The following is a 20711-nucleotide window of genomic DNA, read 5'->3' as shown; positions in this document are numbered from 1 at the left end:
GCTCAGCATATGGCTTCAGTCGGTTGAACTCAGTCGTAAGCCTTTCGGGACGACGATTCTTTCTGCATATTCAAAGAACCATTTTACGATCAGGGCAAGTCCCGCCGCAGGGATTGCACCTTCGAGCATGAGTGATTCACTGTTAAGGCGTAAGCCTGTCATGATTGGTTGACCGTATCCGCCTGCTCCGATCAAACCGCCTAAGGCAGCGTAGCCAACATTAATCACAGCTGTCGTTTTGATTCCAGTTAAAATGAGTGGGGCAGCCAGAGGGAGTTCGACAAGTCGCAAACGGGCGAACCAGTTCAGGCCGAGTGCCGTCGCAGATTCTTGCAGGGATGCCGGGATCTCGTTGAGACCAGCGAGTGTGTTTCGAATGATGGGGAGAAGGCTGTAAAGAAACAACGCGACAATCACTGGGAACGGACCGATCGAAGGGAGATCGAGGCGAACAAAAAGGACTCCCATGAAAACAAGTAAGGCGAGACCCGGAATCGTTTGCACGATCTCGGCGAAGCCTAAGATGATCTGACCCGGTAGCTTTGTTTTTGCACAAATGATTCCAGCCGGGACGCCGACCAAAATCGCTCCGGACAAGGAGATTAGAACCAAAAAGAGGTGGTCAATCGTCGTGACCCAGATACGTTGAGCGAGCGTTTTCTTGTCGGCAGTGACATCAAGCTGAAACGATTCTCGAACAAACCTTGCAGCGACTTCTGCCTCTGAATCATGGTCGAGTTCCACTTGCTCATTCAATGAGAGCATCGATTGGTCACTCAGCCTTCCGGCCATTGATCTGAGTTGAGAGATAAATTTTGGATGCGTTTTTTCCAATTCTGTTCGATACAGGTAAACCGCTTCGTATTTGGGAAAGTGAAATTTATCGTCTTTCAAGACGCGTAAATTGTACTTGTGGATGTTCGGGTCCGTTGCGTAAACATCGGTGACTTGAATCTCATTTGAATCGACTCCCCGGTAAGTCAACGCATGTTCCATCCCCTGTGTATCTTGTGCATTAAGATTGTATTTCGCTTTCAGGCTTGGCCAGCCATCTGCGCGATCCATAAATTCATTTCCAAATCCATACTTGAGAGATGGATGGTCGTTGAGGTCAGAGATTGTCTTGATCTTCAATTCCTGAGCAAGCGACTCCTTCATGCCCAGTGCGTAAGTATTATTGAAACCGAGCGGAGAAGTCATACTGATTCCCTCGCGAGCAAGTCGTTTTCGAATCGCTGCTTCATCAGGCAAAGATTCACCGCGAAAGAGTTCTTCTCGAATCGTCCCCGTGTATTCTGGGTAGACTGAGATTTCTCCAGATTTTAATGCCGACCAAAGTACGCGTGTTCCCCCAAGCTCTGAAACAGGATTGAATGGGGCACCAACTTCTTCTCCAAGGATTTTGGCGATCTCCGCGAGCGTTACGGATTCGGTGAACGCTTTTGCTCCGACCGTCAACGTTTGGGGAGGCTCTGCGAACGTTGAATTCGTCAGAAAAATAAAGAGGATCAGGTAGCGTTTCATTACTGCTCCTTATCCGAATCGATCAATGGGTGATTGTTCGCGTGGATGAACTCTGTTACGAACGGTGTCGCTGGATTCTGGACCAGCTCATCAAAGGAGCCAGACTGGAGGATCTTTCCCGCACTCAGGACGCTGATGACATCTCCGAGATAGGCTGCCTCGCCGATATCATGTGTGACGAGGATGACCGTCTTCTTGAGCGAACGGAAAATATCGCGGAGTTCTTCTTGCAGGTTCGTGCGAATAATTGGGTCGAGTGCTCCCATCGGTTCGTCGAGCAAAAGAACATCCGGATCAAGAAAAAGGGCCCGCATTAACGCGACACGCTGTTGTTGTCCGCCAGAGATTTGTCCGGGAAACTTTCCGAGAATTTTCGGGTCCAAATGGACAAGGCCCAGCAACTCTTCAAACCTTTTTTCCCGACGGGAAGGTTCCCATCCCAAATGCTTCGCCAGCAATTCAACGTTCCCTCGAACACTAAGGTGAGGGAACAGTCCGCCATCCTGAATCATGTAGCCGATGCGGTGGCGGATCTGCACAATATTCTTGCGTGACAGTTGCGTTCCGGCGAATTCAATCGTTCCCTCGGTTGGCTCGATCAGTCCGATGATCAAGCGCAGCAGAGTCGACTTGCCGCAGCCACTTGTCCCAATGAGGACATTCGATTTTCCGGTCTCAAACTCCAGAGTCGTTGGCTGAAGAACCAGCTTCTCGTCGTAGGACTTTGAGACTCCGTCCAGCTTGATCATGAATCTCTCCGACTGTTATGCGAATTCGATTCATTGAATCGAATTGCTTATCCTGTCCCGAGTTTCTGGTCATATGCATCCAGATCCTTCATGAATACGGCGAGAGTTGATTGCATTGTCTCACGCTGAATTTTCCATTCCGGAGAGGTTTCGGTATATTTCGAGCAGTGATCGACCAGGAGTCGATACAGATATTTAAACAAATGTCGCGGCGCTCTGAGCCTGTCAAAGACTGAAATGAGTTCCTGCTCAGTGACGGAATCGTCAAACAGATCTCGAATGGTTGGTTTCGTCTCAGACAATTTGGCACAGGCTTTGAGACGATCATTTGCAACGTCGTAAAGCCCTTGACCGGTCCAGTTCAGGGATGGAATTAAGTTCTGCTTGTCGAGTCGCGACTTTTCATAAAATTCTTTTTCCTGGCGATTCAAGTAACCAGCAACGGCAGAAGGCAAAAGGAGTTTGAACGCGATCCCCGGATGTTTGAGGAATTTGTTATCAAACAATGGCCAGATCAAATCTCGCATCCGCTCGGGCGATCCGTTGATTAAGTGCGGTTCATCAACTCGATCGACCAGTACTACAATGCTGGTGAAACCCAAATCGTTAAGGACACCTTGAAGCTTCGAGAACAATTCATAGCGATCATCGCCACGAGGCCGCGACGGAATCGGTTGCCCTGCGAGGTCGCCGGTCTCGAAGCGTGTCAACAGTTTGCGAAGTGTCGAGCGATTGTGATCGACAATTCGAATTTGCTTAACGACGCTCCAGCCAGTCCAGAATCCTTTCAATTGCTTCCATAAAAACGGAACCCAACCAGCGAAGATCGCTCCCAGAATCCATAGAGACGTCATCGAAGACCACGGAGTTTCCGAGATCGAGAAGACGGCGATAATGACCGTCAACGTTACCCCAACTCCCAAGAGCCGATCCCAAAGGGATTTGAACGTGGTGTATCTCAACTTTCGTTTGAGCAAACTCCATCGACGCGCAGGAGGATCGTCGCGGTTTTGGTCATAAAATGTTGCGAGTAACATGAGGTCGCGTTTCTGTGCACGCGAGAGAGCATCAATTTTCTCTTGTGGAATAGAATGCGACTGGTCAAGGGAGTCAGTTCCATTATTGCGAAGAATGTCTGCCAGGCGTGTCGTTGCCAGGATCAGAATTGCATCCATATGGTCCCACAATTGCCAGCTTTGCATCGCCTTCTCTGGCTTGCGTCGACGTCCGGAAAGACGTTCTCGAAAGCAGTCTAGAAACGGATTGAAATCTTCGTACTGGATGATGAACGCCCGCTCGTTGGGGTGCTCCTGATTGTGCTTGCGGAGATTCCCGACAATCTGTAAACGGAGTGCGGTTTTCCCGCTTCCCTGTTCACCAAATACGACAGAGGTCGCAGGTGCTTTGGGGTTTCCATAGATTTTGTCCCATGCCGAGTGATACGTTCCCGACAGGCAGTGCTCCATGAAGATATGATCTGCCGATGCATCTTCCTGAGCGTAAGGGTTTTCAGTGACGCCGTAATGGTCAAGAAATTGATGGATTTTCATCGTGAATTTGATGTAATTGTTAGTTGATAAAAGTGAGAGGTCTTGGAAGTGTTCACCGTACTGGTAAGCAAATTTGCCCACTGCACTCACGGTCAGTGGACTTACGGCAAGGGCACCGAACGGCGATGCAGTTGCAATCGCTAATCGATTTCAGATTCAGAAGGGACTGCCACGAGATCGTACTCCCGTGATTCCACAATCGTGACCGGAATCATCTGCCCGGCTTCCAGGTTCTCTGCCTGAATGTAGACAACTCCGTCGATTTCCGGGGCATCCGCATAGGTTCTGCCAATCCAGACATTCGGATCATCAGTCGGAGAGTCAATGATGCAATCGAGTTCATAGTCGACCATCGATTGTCCCCAGTCGAATGCCAGTTGTTGCTGTGCGGTCATCAGGGCTTCTTGACGTTGGAGTTTCACGTCCTCTGCGAGATGCTCGTCGAGTTTGACAGCAGGAGTCCCCGGTTCGACGGAGTAAGGGAAGACGCCCATCCGTTCGAAGTGAGTTTCTTTAACAAACTCGCGTAGTTCTTCGAACTGCTCTTCTGTTTCGCCGGGAAAACCGACAATGAATGTCGTTCGCAAAATGAGATTGGGAACACGATCTCGCAACTTCTGAACAAGCTCAATCGTTTTCTCGCGATTCACGCGACGCTGCATCCGCTTCAGAACACGGCTATTGATGTGCTGTAACGGCATATCAAGATACGGGAGAATTTTCGTGGAGCCGGCGATCTTGTCGATCAGTTCATCTGTAAAGTTCACCGGATACAGATACATCAATCGAATCCAGTCAACCCCTTCGACTTTTTCCAACTCATCGAGAAGCTGAACCAGTCGAACTTCTCCGTAATAATCCATCCCGTAGTAAGTTGTATCTTGTGCAACCAAAATTAGTTCCCGGACACCGTCTGCTGCGAGTTCTTTCGCTTCTTCGATGACCATCTCGATTGGTTTCGTGACATGCTTCCCACGCATGCTGGGGATCGAACAGAATGTGCAGGTCCGATCACAACCTTCTGAGATTTTGAGGTAAGCGTAGTGTCTCGGTGTGATGCGAAGTCGAGCACGGTCGTCGAGCGCGCGAATCGCTGCCGGGCGGAAGAGTTCTCGCTGTTCTTTAAGACCGCCAACAAGTCGGTCTGCAACACGTGTGATTTCGTCACGACCAAAGACACCGACGATGTGGTCGATTTCCGGCATCTCCTCGAGCAGACTTCCGCCGACACGCTCGGGAAGGCAGCCAGCGACAATCACGCCTTTGGTTTTGCCGTTTGTTTTCAGGTCCAGCATCTCCTGAATGACCGCCTTCGATTCCTTGCGTGATTCATCGATAAAACCGCAGGTGTTAACGATCACAAAGTCTGCACCATCAGGATTATTGACGAGAGAATAACCATCCAGTGCCAGCGAGCCGAGCATCTTCTCGCTGTCCACCAGATTTTTCGGACAGCCAAGACTCACAAAAGCGTAAGTCCCTTTTGTGTTTCCGACTGATTCACCTTCAATCGAAGGTTCTGTTGGTGGTTCGCCAATAATAGGGAGGTCTAGCATCGTTGTGATAAGTTTATAGTTGAGATCGCGGGAAAGTGCTGGTTGTACAATATAATTCTGACAACCTTTGAGCACATGTTAACGATTCCCAAACGCGAATTCGATGAGATAATGGTCGGTTGGTGCGAATCTTCCGGAGCTTTCTGGAAGAAATCAGTGATCCTGCATGTTTTTTTGAAATGTACAATGTGCGAAAACCGACTCAGTTGGTAGAATAGTATCAGCGTAGACCTACCTGTAGATGCTGTCATATGACCGTCCTACCTTGCCTGTCGTCCACGGCAATGTTTAGTAAAAAATTGAAGCACGTCATTTGACAGATTCCCAAGAAGGCGAATCCTGTGAAATTTCCAGCCGCTTATCTGCTCCCTGCCTCCTTCCTGATCATCGTTTCGATCTTTGCGACGAATGCTCACGCCGAGAAACCGGACGTCCAGCAGGCAAACGTCCAGCAGGCAAACGTCCAGCAGGCAAACGTCCAGCAGGCAAACGTCCAGCAGGCAAACGTCCAGAAAGCAAATAGTGCAGGGATCGAATTCTTTGAGTCGAAAATTCGTCCTCTCCTCATCGATCGCTGTGCTGACTGTCATGGAGCGGATTTACAAGAAGCAGAATTACGTCTTGATACGCCCGGACATCTCCTCGCCGGTGGACAATCTGGACCAATTGTCGTAGCTGGCAAACCAGATCAGAGCCTTCTCATCACCGCTGTCGGTTTCAAAGATGAAGCCTTGCAAATGCCTCCCGACGACAAACTCACGGATGCAGAGATTGCTTTGCTGACAAAATGGGTTGAGATGGGGGCTCCAGCACCGGATGCAGAACTGATTGCTTCAAAACAACGCATCCCTTTCGACGTCAACGAAGCTCGCAAACATTGGTCGTTTCAAGATTTAAAGCGTCCAGCTGTTCCAGAAATCGCCGGGTTGACTAACCCCATTGACCAATTTATCTACGCCAAGCTGGAAGAAAAGCAACTCTTCCCCGCACCGTCAGCCACGAAACGTGTGCTGATCCGTCGGGCCTACTTTGATCTCATTGGGCTGCCACCAACACCGGAGCAAGTTCAAGCATTTCTCGATGACGACACTCCCGAAGCCTTCGACAAAATCGTTGAAGAACTCCTTGCATCACCACATTACGGCGAACGCTGGGGAAGACATTGGTTGGATGTGGCCCGATATGCGGATTCAAATGGACTTGATGAAAATATTGCTCACGGAAATGCGTGGCGTTATCGAGATTATGTCATCGAGTCTTTCAACTCTGATAAACCGTACGATCAATTTGTGAAGGAACAACTCGCTGGTGATCTTCTGGAAGGACCGGAAGAAACAAGATACGAGCGCCTCATCGCGACTGGATTCCTTTCTCTCGGCCCAAAGGTCTTGGCTGAAGCTGATCAAACCAAAATGCTGATGGACATCATCGACGAACAGGTCGACACCACCGGTCGAGCCTTTCTCGGTCTCACTTTGGGCTGTGCCCGGTGTCACGATCACAAGTTCGATCCCATCCGGGCAGATGATTACTACGCCCTCGCCGGGATCTTCAAAAGCACCTACACCATGGAATCGCTCAAGACCATTGCCAAATGGAATGAGCACATCATTGCTACCCCGGAAGAGCTTGAAGAAAAGAAGAAGCATGATGCTCAGGTCGCTTCCATTCAGTCACAAATTGATGAGCTGAAAAAGAAACAAACCGCCAACTCCACCGCCTCAACCGCAAAACCGGTTGTACAAGTCGACGCGACAGGTGAGAAGGTCGCCGAGCAACCAGCTGCCGAAAAGCCTCAAGCAGCGACAGAAAAGCCTCAAACAGAACCGACCTTGGCTGAGCAACTCAAGGCGCTCGACAAGGAATTGAAAGCACTTAAGGCGAAGGAGCCACCTCTTTCAACAACAATGGGTGTGAAAGAAGCTGAACCTGAAGACATCCCGATTCATGTCCGAGGAAGCCACCGCTCACTGGGACGCGTCGTCAATAGAGGTGTTCCACTCGTTTTGGCGAAACATGACCCCGGTCTCAAAAATCCCAAGCAAAGCGGGCGATTAGAACTCGCGAACTGGATGGCCTCTTCTGAGAACCCATTGACTTCACGAGTTTGGGTCAACCGAGTCTGGCGTTGGCACTTCGGCGAAGGACTATCGACCTCTGTGGACAATTTTGGTTTCCTCGGCCAAGAACCTTCGCACCCGGAGCTTCTTGACTGGCTCGCAACGGAATTCATAGCCAAGGGGTGGTCCACAAAAGAGCTGCACCGTTTGATCATGTCTTCAAAAACTTACCAGATGGCAGCTCAGCACAACGCCCAAAACAGTGCGATTGACCCGGCGAACACATATCACTCGAGGGCAAATATACAACGTATGGAAGCTGAAATCTTTCGCGATTCACTCCTCTTTGTCAGTGCACAACTCGATACCACGATGGGTGGGTCCTTGTTGAATGTCAAAAATCGCGAATTCATTTTTAATCACACGTCCAAAGACAATACAAACTACGACACGACTCGTCGTTCGATTTACTTGCCTGTGATTCGGAACAATTTATATGCCCCGTTTTCACTTTTCGATTACACTGATGCTTCCGTCCTGAACGGAGATCGCGAAACGTCCACCGTCGCTCCTCAAGCGCTTTACGCATTGAATAGTGACTTGGTGATCACAGCTTCTGAAAAACTTGCTGAGAGACTTCTTCAGCAGGAATCTGACAGCCCAGAGCAACGAGTCAACGTTCTGTTCGAAACGACCTATGGTCGAACTCCAACGGATTCTGAAGTCTCGTCGGTTCTCGAGTATGTGCAGCAGTTGCAAACTCAGAAAAAACAAAGTGAGCAGTTGTCCTGGACTGCACTTTGTCAAATATTCCTGATTTCAAACGAGTTCATTTATGTTGAATAACTCCTCTGAAACCCTGTCCCCAGCTATGGGTTTATCACGACGTTGTCTTCTTCAGTCGACAGCAGTCGGGTTCGGACAATTGGCGATGGCTGCGCTACTGAATCAAGGACAGTCTGCAAACGCAGCGACTCCAGGTTTAGCTCCGCCACAACATTTTACGCCGCGAGCCAAGCGAGTCATCTTTCTGTTTATGAAAGGTGGCCCGTCAGGGATCGACACGTTTGATTACAAGCCGAAACTTCAGGAAGACGACGGGAAAGAGCTTCCTTACGATAAACCTCGCGTTCAATTTGCAGCGACGGGAGCTTTGCTTGGTTCTCCCTGGAAGTTCAAGCAATACGGTGAAAGCGGGATTCACGTCAGCGAACTGTTTCCTAACGTCGCCCAGCGAATCGACGACTTGTGTATTTTGAATTCCGTCCATGGAACCAACGCGGCACATGGCGGAGCTTTGCTCAAATTACACACAGGAAGCGATACTTTTGTTCGTCCAAGCATGGGAGCCTGGATTAACTACGGTCTCGGTTCAGAGAACGAAAATCTGCCCGGTTTTTTGACCATTTGCCCAACGTTGGCACATGGCGGAGTGAAGAACTGGGGTTCAGCCTTTCTGCCGGCAGCATGTCAGGGTGTTCCGCTCGGTGTTGCCAGTAAGCCGTCTCTTGAAGCCAACGTGAAGTATATTGAGAACTCAAAATGGTCGACCGATTTACAGCGCTCTCAAATTGATTTGCTCAACCGGATGAATCAGCAGCATTTGGACCGCTCAGGACCTGAGTCGGCACTGGAAGCTCGAATCCAATCGTTTGAGTTGGCATTCAAAATGCAAACGGAGATGCCGACCGCTCAAGACCTTTCTCAGGAATCGGCCGCGACGCAATCGCTCTACGGGCTGGACGATCCAGTCACAGCGGACTTTGGACGTCAATGTCTTCTCGCCAGACGTTTTGCCGAACGAGGTGTTCGATTCATTCAGGTCACTCACAGCGACACGAATGTTCAATGGGATCAGCACTCGAACCTGAAAACCGGCCACGATAAAAATGCCCGGGAAGTCGATCTCCCCATTGCAGGCTTGCTCACCGACTTGAAACAGCGTGGTCTGCTTGAAGAGACTCTTGTTCTTTGGGGGGGAGAGTTTGGACGGACTCCTGTTGCTCAAGGGAAAAATGGTCGAGACCACAATCCAGAAGGGTTCACAATGTGGATGGCTGGTGGTGGTGTGAAAACCGGTATTCGATATGGGGCAACTGACGAGTACGGATACTACGCTCAAGAAAAGAAAATGCACATTCACGACCTCCACGCCACTTTGCTCGCATTGCTGGGACTCGAACACGAGCGACTCACCTTCCGCTACGCCGGTCGAGATTTCCGTCTGACCGATGTCGAGGGTGTGGTTCACGACGAAATTTTCGCATGATTTTTCTTCGCTGAGCATCTACATCAGAGCAGGGCGACGTCAGAGCATTTGGGGCCTCTCCCGGTGCAACTGACGTTCATGAACGTCAGTTGGTGAAGGTAAGATTCTTTCTGAAAGAACCGTGCTTCACGGGGGCTGATGGTGTGATTGTGCCCTCAGTTTTTTATGTCGCACGCGAGATTCCCGTAGTCAGGATGATCGGACGGATCTTTTGCAATGTGTCGAGCGAGAATCTTTTCGTTGTGGATCAGGAACGTCCCCGGCATTCGGAAGACGTTACTGCGGACCTTCGAAAATCCGTGACCTTTTACAATCGCTGAAAGAAACCCTTTCCAGAAAACGTTGAAGTTCATTAACTGGCTGAAACGCCCCAAGCCAATTTCAAAGGCGCGGTAGAGCACCTGCTTTGGATCGCTAATACGAGGAAGGTCTGCGACATCGTACCTCTCGAACAACTTCTTCCCATGCTCTTCGTCCTCCATGTGCACGAATGCGATTTGCACTCCTTCTGATTCGATTTTAGGACGCTGCATTTGAATCTCGCTAAGTGCTTCGCGGCAGAATGTGCAGCCGGAATGCCTCAAAAACAACACGAGGAAAGGTTGCCTGTTTGATAACTCGGCAAGGGATGTTCCGTCTTGAGAGCGGAAGTTTTGAATCGCTTCGCTGAAAGGAAGACCGGTTTCACTGGTCGCATTTCGAGTTTGTGCAAACCTCAATGCATTCCAGAGAATGACAGCGAATGGGCCCCACCAGATCAGGTCGTTGAAAATGTTGACAAGACCTGCCGATAGAGGAAGGTTGCCCTGCGAATAGGCAATGAGAAATCCAATGGGGCCGAAAATCTTCCCGAGCAGTCCCACGAAGACAATCGGCCAATGTCGAAATGGATCACTCGCTGCGATCCAGTACCCAATTCCGTAGACCCCGACGATCATTCCGATGCACTGCCAAAGTTCCGGGTAAGTGGGAGGCGCGGGATAGCCACAAACTTTGAGAGATGCAATCGGAAACAGCATCACCCAGAGTCCCCATGTGAGGTTATAAATTCCAGCGAGCCGTAAAGCTGGCTTCATCCAGGGACTGACCGGTTGTTCTGCTTCAGAGGTGACCATTGAACGTTCTTCAAAGTGCTAGAGCAAATCTAAAATTCGTCTTATCAGTTCTGTCTCGTGGCATCCGCGTATGGACTTGAGAAAACGTACTTCGCAGACAAGAGAAGCATTGGATAAGTGCTGCAGCCGAATAATCAAGCTTCTCACTGGTTCTATTATGGAAAGATCGGGGGCATCATGGAAAGACCGGCCGATTTTCGCCATCCTGTAGGGATCTCAATTTGCATCCCGGAGCGACCAATGAAACGACTGATACTGATAGCATTCGCACTGTTTGGGTTGATCAATCATTCTGATGGCTTATCGGCAGATGACTCCAAGTTTCCGGGTGATGCGAAACGGGTCCTTTTTCTGGGGGATTCGATCACTCACGCGGGAGAGTTCATTTCAATAATTGAAAAAGAACTGCTGCTTCAATCGAATGGAAATGTTCCAGAATTGATCAATCTGGGTCTCCCGAGCGAAACATGTACTGGTCTTTCTGAGCCGGATCATCCTTTTCCTCGTCCGAATGTTCACGAAAGGATTGACAGGGCACTCGCCATGGTCAATCCGGATCTTGTCATTGCCTGCTATGGCATGAACGACGGAATTTACTATCCGTTTTCGGAAGAGCGATTTCACAAATACCAGCAGGGAATTCGAGAGATTATTCGAAAGGTGAACGCATCCGGAGCAAAGCTGATCCTGATGACTCCTCCAGCTTTTGATCCGCTTCCTCTGAAAGAAAAAGGGAAACTTCTACCTGCTGGGGCAGAAAAGTACGCCTGGCATTCAATATATGAAGATTACGATACTGTTCTCAAAAAATACTCAGCTTGGCTGGTCACTCTCGATGGTGAAGTCGAGATGGTTATCGACTTGCATACACCGGTCAGCGACTATGTTGCGCGTCAGAGAAAAGAGAATCCAACATTTACGATGTCTCCTGATGGTGTGCATGTTAACAACGAAGGGCACGCGGTTCTGGCATCTGCAATCTTGAGTGCCTGGGGAATTCCGGAGAGTGGTATTTCGGATCAGCGACTTGATGAGTTGATTGGGAAACGGCAAGCAATCTTACACGCAGCGTGGGTCACGCATGTCGGACATCTCCGTCCCGGTGTGAAGGAAGGTCTATCGCTTGAGAAAGCGAATGCAGTCGCCACTGAACTTCAACAACAAATTGACGATCGATTGATTCGTCTTCGGCCACTGCTGGATCGGAATCAGGGGAAGATTCACCACCTCTTCTATCCTGCTTCGAAAGAGAAAGGCGAACTTTCATTGACGGCGGATTTCTATTTGTGGATTCCTCCCGAAACAACACACGTTCGAGGAATCATCGTTCACCAACATGGTTGCGGAGATGGAGCATCAAAGGGGGGAGCAACGGCAGCGAATGACTTGCATTGGAGAGAGCTCGCAAAGAAGTGGGATTGTGCTTTGTTGGGGACGTCGATTGAAGGTCGTCAAGGAACAAATTGCCGCGACTGGTGTGATGCTCGGAACGGATCGGCGGATCGATTCGTGCAAGCTCTGGGTGATTTCTCAAAGACGACCGGGCATCCTGAAATCGCTGAGGTTCCGTGGTGTTTGTGGGGGCATTCCGGTGGCGGATTCTGGGCCAGTATTATGCAAGCACTGTATCCCGAACGGATTGTTGCGATCTGGTTGCAATCAGGACAGGCTCATTCACGCTGGACGAGCGGTGAGATCCCCTCGCTGGAAGTCCCCGGTGCAGCCTATGGAATTCCGGTTGTGGCCTGTCCGGGATTCAAGGAGAAAGGAGACAAGCGGTTCCGCGTTGCGTGGGATGGTTGTCTGGCGATGTTCAAAGCTTTTCGTCAGCAAAACGCCCCATTCATCTTCGCACCTGATCCATTGACAGGACATGAATGCGGCGATTCCCGCTATCTGGCAATTCCATTTTTTGACACATGCCTGAGTTTGCGGCTTCCTGATCCAGATGCAAAGAGCCAAAAGTTGAAAGCGATCGACATGAATAAAGGACTGTTCGCAACTATTGATGGAAAGATGCTCGCTTCAAATCCAACTGAAAGTCAAAGAGAAGAAACCGTTTGGCTTCCAAATGCTGAATTCGCTGAGGCCTGGAGAGAATTTATTGATAAAGGATCGGTAAGTGACAAGACTCCGCCACCCGTTCCGACGAATGCCAGGTTGGAGAAAAGTGAAGCTGGAATCACAAGAATAGAGTGGGACGCAATTGCTGATTTCGAAAGTGGCATCGCTGGCTTTAAAGTGATGCAAGGGGATCGCGTTATTGCCGAGAAACCAGAAAATCCAAAAAAACGATTTGGTCGCCCCCTGTTCCAAAGCATGTCCTATCACGACACCCCGGAGCAACCTCTTCCAGAAATGCATTTGGAATTGGACTCGGATGAATTGTCCGATGAGCCGATCACTGTCATCACAGTAAATAGCGTTGGGCTGGAATCGAAACCGGTTCGAGTCAAAGAAAGCGATGTGAGATAAAATCCCGATCCCTTCGGCCTCGTTCATTTCAAGCGAGGCCGAAGGGTGTTGGGTAATTACGAACTACGATTTTGCAGCAGCGAGAGCGGCATCGTAATCAGGATGTTCGGTGATTTCTGAGCAGTACTCGACATGCTTGATCTGATCGTTGCTGTCGATGACGAAGATTGCTCGGGTGAGGCAGCGATCGAGTGGTCCACCAGAGATGAGTACGCCGTAGGATTTTCCGAATTCAACAGTTCGGTGATCACTCAGGCAACTGACTTTGTCGACACCTTCGGCGCCGCACCAACGCTTTTGACCGAATGGTAAGTCTGTGCTCACAACAAGAATCTCAACGCCGTCCAGATTGGCTGCTTCGTCGTTGAACCGCTTGGTTTCAGCGTGACAAACACCAGTGTCTAATGAGGGAACCGTTGCAATGATGCGAGTCTTTCCGGCGGATGAAGCGAGAGTCACTTCTTCCATTGCGTTGTTCTGAAGTTGAAAATCGGGAGCTGGCCCACCAGCCTTAAGTTCGTCTCCAACAAGCGTAACCGCATTTCCTTTGAGTGTGACGTTTGGCATTCTTTTCCTCGAGATTATTCTGAAATTGTGTTCGCACTCGCAATTTTGCGAACATCGTTTTGAATTGATGAGCCCCTGATTCCGGGCACACGGTAGAACTGGCTACTCTCATCTGGATCAATTTCATGGCAGCGAGTCAACATTCTGAGCGACTCACTTCTGGCGAGTATGATGGAAATGGTTCGAACTTGAAAGTGGCCAGACCGAGGCGGCGAAAATCCCTCATTTCAGAGATTTTTGAAGGCCAGTCAGTAACGCTCGGGAGCAAACTCCCGGTTCTTAGAGCAGTTTGCTCTACCGTGTGCCCGTGAAGAACGCGTTTCATCAATAAAAGTGCTATTCGCCACGAGGCAGAACCTGCAAACCAATTTGAAAGGTGCTCTCAACTGTCAGACATTCAACATTACTCACTCAAAATCGTATCTGTCGAGTACGAAACGTTCTCTGAGAGTTTTGCTTGAAGTTCCCGTGAGTCGAGGGCGAAAAGTGGGCTGATTTCAAGAGACGCATTTTCCTGGATGATCCCGCCCGCTTGTTGTACCCATTCCGCCGCGATTCGTTGCAGAGCTGCTCGCGAGGTCGCTGGAGAATCTTTCCCTTCTGCATTTTTTACCGGATTGAATTCTCGATTTCGATCTCCTTCCACGACCAAGGCAACTCGTGCATGGGGAAGGGCGTCAAAGATAAACTGTTCGAATTTGTTTCCGTTCGGTGAATCCGGAATGATTTGGCGACCAGAGGAGATATCAACGTGGGGGACAATCTTGTGTGCGATATGGAAGGGAAGTGACAACTCACCACCGATCAGTGACTCAATGAATTCTCGGCGAAAGACATGAATCGCGGTGTTCCCCGCCCAGAAAATGTGGTTTCCGGATTCATCTTTTCGATACGCCTCTTCAGCTGGCAGGTCGCTGTATTCGATGATTTCAGTTTTTCCGTTGATGGTGACCAGCACTCCCATTCTCTCTTCAGGAGATTCTTTCGCAACGACTTTTGTGGTCAAGTCTGACTCTTGCTCGATGTGCAATCCTAACAGGATCGGATCACAGACAATCGTGGTCGGATTATCAACTTGATGATAAAAGAGATGTTCAACTCCGCGTGCTTGCATCACTTCGATCATTCCGTGTGCCGCAAGTGCTCGTAGCATCCCTCCATGACCGTCTGGACTCGTGGCGACCTCACCTTTATCAGCGAGAAAGATCCGATGAGAATTGTCTTCAATTGCTGGCAGTGAAGCCTGCTGGAAGAAATAGACATTCTCTTTACCCAGCCCGAAGTAATTCTGGCTTTCGAAGAAATTCATTGTCGGGACGTGCGTTGCTTCGCTCGTCATGATGAAGTACGGGATCGAGACGCCTGCATGCCGGGACCGGGCGAGAAGCTGTTCAGATAAAACCTGAAACAATGTGCGGTCGCTGATCGGCCCGATTGGATACATCCCTTTCGGTGCATCAAACCCCAATCGCGATCCTTGTCCACCTGCGACGAGTATTGCTCCAACCTTCCCCGATTGAAGAAGCTGCTTTCCAAGTTCCTCAGCACGCTGCTGAATCTTACGTTCCTCAGCCGCCTGGGGAAGCCGAATAAGTTGTTCCGGGGAAGTCGCTAATTGCGCCTTGTTCTCTTGAGAGTCGTCGCTCTCCTGCCGATCACGTTTTTGTATCAGGGTCTGTAAGAGTGGAAAATCAATCGCGCCAACTTGCTCTTGCAACTGACCTTGTTGAGGCTCTGAAAGCTCTTCCCAGAACTGAACAAGGTGTGTCTGACGATTTTTTTCGAGTACAGATGAGACCTGCTTGTCCAACTGCATTCGTGAGCTCCTTCCAAATCCATCGCGGCGTATCATGTGTGGGTGTTTCGATTCTGGGATGAGAACTCAAATCGAGGTGACTTGCAACACCAGAACCCATCAAATCCCCGGTGGGACGGTTTCGTTACAGACGATTTGAAAGCATCCTTCCTGCGAAATCCTTCGTCGTGGCGGAAACCAAATTGATTCCCTTCGTTCATGGAATTGACTGCTGTTTTTACTGGCGATGACCTGAATGTCAACAAATCGCTAGTCACTGATGGAAGGCGCACCTAGAATATGGGCTGCCCCCTATTTCATTCTCGCTTGAGTTTCGATGCCCATGCCGATCCCTGCAAATTTCTTTATTGCACTGTTTACATCTGTCGCAGTGAGCAGTTTCATTATGGCGGATGATTCCGTTTCGTTCACTCGGGATATTCGACCAATTCTCTCGGACAACTGTTTCGCCTGTCATGGCCCGGATGAGAAAAAGCGTGAAGCAGATTTGCGACTGGACATCTTCGAAGATGCCATAAAAAGTGGTGCGATCACCCCCGGAAAAGTTGCAGAGAGTGAGATCTGGAACCGAATCAACAGTTCCGATCCAGAGACAGTCATGCCTCCCGCTGAGGCGCACAAAGAATTGACTGCAGAACAGAAACAACTCATCCGAAAGTGGATTGAATCGGGCGCTGAGTATGAAGAGCATTGGGCGTTCGTCGCTCCAGTTCGCCCAACTGTCCCAGTCAATTCTGCCAAGTCTGCTCAAAATCCGATCGATGCGTTTCTACAGAAGCGGCTGAGTTCGGAAGGGCTGACAGCTTCTCCACTTGCCGACAAGCGGACGTTGATTCGCCGAGTCACGCTTGACTTAACCGGGCTTCCGCCGACTCCAGAGGAGGTGGAAGCTTTCGTGAACGATGAAACTGAAGATGCGTACGAGAAACGAATCGATGAATTGATGAGTCGTGTGACGTATGCCGAGCACATGGCTCGCTATTGGCTCGACCTGGCGCGATACGCAGACACACATGGTTTGCACCTCGACAACGAACGCTCCATGTGGCCTTACCGTGACTGGGTGGTCCGGGCGTTTCAACAAAACATTTCGTTCGATGATTTCACAAGGTGGCAGCTTGCCGGAGATCTTCTTGAAAATCCGACTCGCGATCAACTCATCGCTTCCGGTTTCAATCGATGTAATGTCTCAACCAGCGAAGGGGGCAGCATCCAGGAAGAGTGGATTTTCCGGTATGCCGTCGACCGGACAACGACGACCGCAGAAGTTTGGATGGGGCTCACCGCAGGATGTGCGGTCTGTCACGATCATAAATTTGATCCGATCACCGCGAATGATTACTACTCGATGTACGCCTTCTTCCATAGTGCTGCGGACCCAGCCATGGACGGTAATAAGATCGATACACCACCGATCTTGAAGCTCTATTCCGATGAAGAGAATGAGAAGATTGATCAACTGAACCAGAAAATCACCGAGGTCGACCAGCAGATTAAGTCGCTGTTGGCTGCATATGAATATGTTGATCCTGCAACAATCGATCCTCCTCCTGCTCCGCTCGTTACGGAATCGATCTGGTTTGAAGATCACTTCCCTGGTGGAGCCAATGTCAAAGCGTCCGGCGATCCGCTCACACTCGTCAGTAAAGCTGAGGGAGAAGTTTTCAGCGGAAAACAGGCATTGAGACGGACAGCGAATGGACTTGCTCAAGACTTTTACAGCGACGGGGCTGCTGACCTCGTTGTGCCAGCCAATGGGAAAATCTTCGTTCACTGCTACCTCGATCCGGAGCAAACACCGGAGACCATCATGATTCAGTTCCATTCCAATGCCTGGAAACACCGGGCGGTTTGGGGTGCGGAGGAGAAAATTCCATTTGGGAAACCGAAGACAGCTGAGAAAGTCTTGATGGGCGATCTCCCCAAACCGGGTGAGTGGGTTCGGCTTGAAGTGGACGCCAGGAAGATGGGGCTGAATGCCGGAGCAAAGGTGACTGGTTATGCCTTCACACAATTCGGCGGCACAGTCACTTGGGACCACCTGGGAGTCAGCTCAGTGGTTGATTCCGCAAAGGATCAGATGTGGTCTTTTGAGACCTGGAAGCTTAAGAACGCTGGTAAAAGAAACAACGCACTCCCCGAAGGATTACGTCAACTGGTTCGAGGCAAACAGTCGAAGGACTGGAGCTCAGATGAAGAAAAGCGAATCTTTGACTTCTGGCTGGAAAACTTTTACGTCGGCATGAATGACATCATCGGAGAGTTCAAGACCGAGAAAACCGCACTGAATGCTGAGAAAGAGAAAGTCGAAAAAGAAGTCCCGTTGACGTTCATCATGGCTGACCTCAAGGAGCAGCGTGAAAGTTTCGTCATGCTCCGCGGGGCGTACGACAAACCGGGTGAAAAGGTGACGCGTCGTGTTCCGGAATTTTTACCACCGTTGCCTGAATTGACCGAGAAGCGCGATTACAATCGTCTCGATTTTGCCAACTGGCTCGTTAATGGAAATCATCCTTTGACGGCGCGCGTAACTGTGAACCGGTTCTGGCAACAGTTCTTCGGAACCGGACTCGTGCGAACCAGTGGTGATTTTGGATCACAAGGTGAACCGCCAAGCCATCCGGAATTGCTTGACTGGCTTGCAGTCGAGTTTGTTGAACAGGGATGGGATGTGCAAAAACTGGTCAAGTTGATTCTGACCAGCCACGCGTATCGACAAAGTTCACGCATCACACCAGAACTCCTCGAACGTGATCCTGGGAACCGACTCCTTGCACGCGGGCCACGATTGCGTCTTGATGCCGAAGTGCTACGAGATCAAGCGTTGTTTGTCAGCGGATTACTCGTTGATGACGTCGGTGGCAAAGCTGTCAAACCGTATCAACCTCCAAACATTTGGGAACCGGTTGGGTTCGGCAGTAGCAACACGCGATACTACAAACAGGATTCCGGAGAGGCATTGTATCGCCGCAGCATGTACACATTTCTGAAACGAACTGCACCGCCCCCATTCATGTCGACATTCGATGCACCAAACCGGGAGCAAAGTTGTTCTCGTCGCGAACGAAGCAACACTCCGATGCAGGCGCTACAATTGATGAACGACATTCAACATGTCGAAGCAGCTCGAAATTTTTCTCAACGAATCCTCAAGGAAGGAGGCGAGACGACCGAAAGCCGAATTCGCTGGGCTTGGCAAGTCGCGACGAGTCGAGATCCCAAACCAGTTGAATTGAAGATCGCTCAATCGGCATTCGAGCAGCATCTCCAACGTTACCGCGACGATCCGGAGTCCGCAGCGCAATTGATTTCATATGGTGAGAGTCCACCGGATGATTCGTTACAGCCTGATGAACTGGCTGCCTACACGATGTTGGCGAATTTAATTTTGAATCTTGATGAAGTCGTGACCAAGAATTGAGAGCCGCGAAAAGATCACACAGCTTGAATAATCTTCTTTCGGACACTTAAGACGTCCAACTCACTGAATGCGAACATACTCATGCAACCTGCACTTGATTACCATCGTCTTGCTAATCGTCGACAGTTCCTGAACTCTGCCGGACTCGGAATTGGTGGGCTGGCACTCTCGAGTTTACTTCAGAACAGCGTACATGCTTCCTCCGAGCAACAGCAGGTTCATCCTGCGCTGCCCGGTTTGCCTCACTTTGCTCCACGAGCAAAACATCTCATCTACCTGCATACAAACGGAGCCCCATCTCAGCTGGACTTGTTTGATTATAAACCGGGTCTTCATAAATACTTTGATCAGGAACTCCCTGATTCGGTTCGCAATGGTCAGCGCATCACCACGATGACCAGCGGTCAGGCAAGATTCCCTGTCGCGCCAAGTCGGTTCAACTTCAAGCCCTGCGGAAAAAGCGGCATGATGATGAGTGAACTGGTTCCGTACATGCAGGAGATTGCGGACGACATCACTATGATCAAGTCTGTCACGACAGAAGCGATTAATCATGATCCGGCCTGTACGTTCGTGATGACGGGCAGTGAAATTCCCGGCAAGCCGAGTCTCGGCTCCTGGCTCAGCTATGGTCTCGGCAGTGAAAGTAATGACCTGCCAGCATTTGTGGTTTTCACTCCAACATTTCCTGCGGGGAGTCAGGCACAGGCTCTCTTTACCCGGATGTGGAGCAGCGGATTTCTTTCGAGCAAGTACGACGGTGTCGCGTTACGTGGTGCGGGCGATCCGGTGTTGTACATCAAGAATCCTCCGGGAGTAAACAGTTCCGACCGCAGGACCATGCTCGATGCTCTCAACAAGTTGAACGAGCAAACCTTGCAAAGATTTGGAGACCCTGAAACGCAAACACGCATCTCTCAATACGAGATGGCGTTTCGAATGCAATCCAGCGTACCGGAGCTTGTTGACCTTTCTGGAGAGACGAAACAGACATTGGAAATGTATGGACCGAACGTGGAGAAAAAAGGGACTTTTGCCTCCAGTGCGATTCTTGCAAGACGAATGATCGAACGTGGTGTTCGCTGCGTACAAGTGCTCCATCGTGGGTGGGATCAACATAATAACTTGCCGAAACTCATCAAAAATCAGTGCATGGATGTCGATCAACCGACGGCAGCCTTGATCAAAGATTTAAAACAGCGCGGGCTTCTGGATGATACTCTCGTCGTCTTCGGCGGAGAATTCGGACGTACGGTTTACTCTCAAGGGACACTCACAAAAGAAAACTACGGGCGTGATCATCATCCGCGCAACTTCTGCATGTGGATGGCTGGAGGTGGCGTGAAAGCGGGCCTGACTTATGGTGAAACAGACGACTTCAGCTACAACGTTGTTGAAAATCCGGTTCATCTGAATGACCTCAACGCGACGATCCTCCACTGTATGGGGATCGACGATCGCCGCCTGAGCTTCAAATTTCAGGGACTCGATCAGCGACTCACCGGAGTGGAACCTCCGCGAGTCGTAAATGAAATCCTCACTTGAGCGAAGAATTGATCGCGAACGCCAATTCAAAAACGCAATAAAATTCTTTCGGCTGCTCAGCTTG

General features: G+C 50.0%; 12 protein-coding genes. 5 read left to right on the top strand and 7 right to left on the bottom strand.

Going from position 1 to position 20711, the window contains the following annotated elements; genetic code table 11:
- Positions 1–15: 15 nt before the first annotated feature.
- The 4 genes from ACN0YR_RS19335 to rimO form a co-directional block, all read right to left on the bottom strand.
- A complete protein-coding gene (locus ACN0YR_RS19335; protein WP_417850853.1) occupies positions 16–1524 on the bottom strand; it encodes a glycine betaine ABC transporter substrate-binding protein in 1509 nt (502 codons plus the stop codon).
- Positions 1524–2273 carry an ATP-binding cassette domain-containing protein gene (locus tag ACN0YR_RS19330; RefSeq protein WP_417850852.1) on the bottom strand — a complete coding sequence of 250 codons (750 nt, stop codon included), beginning with the start codon at positions 2271–2273 and terminating at the stop codon, positions 1524–1526. Before ACN0YR_RS19330 ends, ACN0YR_RS19335 begins: the two co-directional genes overlap by 1 nt.
- A 47-nt stretch (positions 2274–2320) precedes the next feature.
- A complete protein-coding gene (locus tag ACN0YR_RS19325) occupies positions 2321–3823 on the bottom strand; it encodes a hypothetical protein (protein ID WP_417850851.1) in 1503 nt (500 codons plus the stop codon).
- 140 nt (positions 3824–3963) lie between these two features.
- Positions 3964–5379 (bottom strand): 30S ribosomal protein S12 methylthiotransferase RimO, encoded by a 1416-nt coding sequence (gene rimO / locus ACN0YR_RS19320; RefSeq protein WP_417850850.1) that lies wholly within the window; start codon positions 5377–5379, stop codon positions 3964–3966.
- 341 nt (positions 5380–5720) lie between these two features.
- Here rimO and ACN0YR_RS19315 point away from each other — a divergent pair, with 341 nt between their 5' ends.
- Both ACN0YR_RS19315 and ACN0YR_RS19310 read left to right on the top strand, forming a co-directional pair.
- Positions 5721–8285 (top strand): DUF1549 domain-containing protein, encoded by a 2565-nt coding sequence (locus ACN0YR_RS19315; protein ID WP_417850849.1) that lies wholly within the window; start codon positions 5721–5723, stop codon positions 8283–8285.
- 25 nt (positions 8286–8310) lie between these two features.
- Positions 8311–9708 carry a DUF1501 domain-containing protein gene (locus tag ACN0YR_RS19310; RefSeq protein WP_417850883.1) on the top strand — a complete coding sequence of 466 codons (1398 nt, stop codon included), beginning with the start codon at positions 8311–8313 and terminating at the stop codon, positions 9706–9708.
- Between the two features lie 155 nt (positions 9709–9863).
- Here ACN0YR_RS19310 and ACN0YR_RS19305 read toward each other — a convergent pair whose 3' ends face one another.
- The gene (locus tag ACN0YR_RS19305) at positions 9864–10823 is read right to left on the bottom strand and encodes a SelL-related redox protein (RefSeq protein WP_417850848.1); all 960 of its coding nucleotides are present in this window, start codon (positions 10821–10823) and stop codon (positions 9864–9866) included.
- A 240-nt stretch (positions 10824–11063) separates the two neighbouring features.
- Between ACN0YR_RS19305 and ACN0YR_RS19300 the strand changes: the two genes are divergently transcribed.
- Positions 11064–13298 carry a GDSL-type esterase/lipase family protein gene (locus ACN0YR_RS19300; protein WP_417850847.1) on the top strand — a complete coding sequence of 745 codons (2235 nt, stop codon included), beginning with the start codon at positions 11064–11066 and terminating at the stop codon, positions 13296–13298.
- Positions 13299–13361: 63 nt separating this feature from the next.
- Here ACN0YR_RS19300 and tpx read toward each other — a convergent pair whose 3' ends face one another.
- Together tpx and ACN0YR_RS19290 are read right to left on the bottom strand one after the other, a co-directional pair.
- Positions 13362–13865, bottom strand: coding sequence for a thiol peroxidase (gene tpx, locus ACN0YR_RS19295; protein WP_417850846.1), 504 nt, complete (start codon positions 13863–13865; stop codon positions 13362–13364).
- A gap of 403 nt (positions 13866–14268) precedes the next feature.
- Entirely contained in the window at positions 14269–15681 is a 1413-nt protein-coding gene (locus tag ACN0YR_RS19290; RefSeq protein WP_417850845.1) for a UTP--glucose-1-phosphate uridylyltransferase, read from the bottom strand.
- A gap of 316 nt (positions 15682–15997) precedes the next feature.
- Here ACN0YR_RS19290 and ACN0YR_RS19285 point away from each other — a divergent pair, with 316 nt between their 5' ends.
- Positions 15998–19102: a PSD1 and planctomycete cytochrome C domain-containing protein gene (locus tag ACN0YR_RS19285; protein WP_417850844.1), complete on the top strand. Its 3105-nt coding sequence runs from the start codon at positions 15998–16000 to the stop codon at positions 19100–19102.
- 81 nt (positions 19103–19183) lie between these two features.
- Positions 19184–20647, top strand: a complete 1464-nt coding sequence (locus tag ACN0YR_RS19280) for a DUF1501 domain-containing protein (RefSeq protein ID WP_417850843.1) — start codon at positions 19184–19186, stop codon at positions 20645–20647.
- The last annotated feature ends 64 nt before the right edge of the window (positions 20648–20711 follow it).

The sequence above is a fragment of the Thalassoglobus sp. genome, from assembly GCF_048270125.1.
Lineage (GTDB): Bacteria > Planctomycetota > Planctomycetia > Planctomycetales > Planctomycetaceae > Thalassoglobus.
Note: the sequence above shows the minus strand (reverse complement) of the source record. Positions and strands in the feature narration are given on the sequence as shown.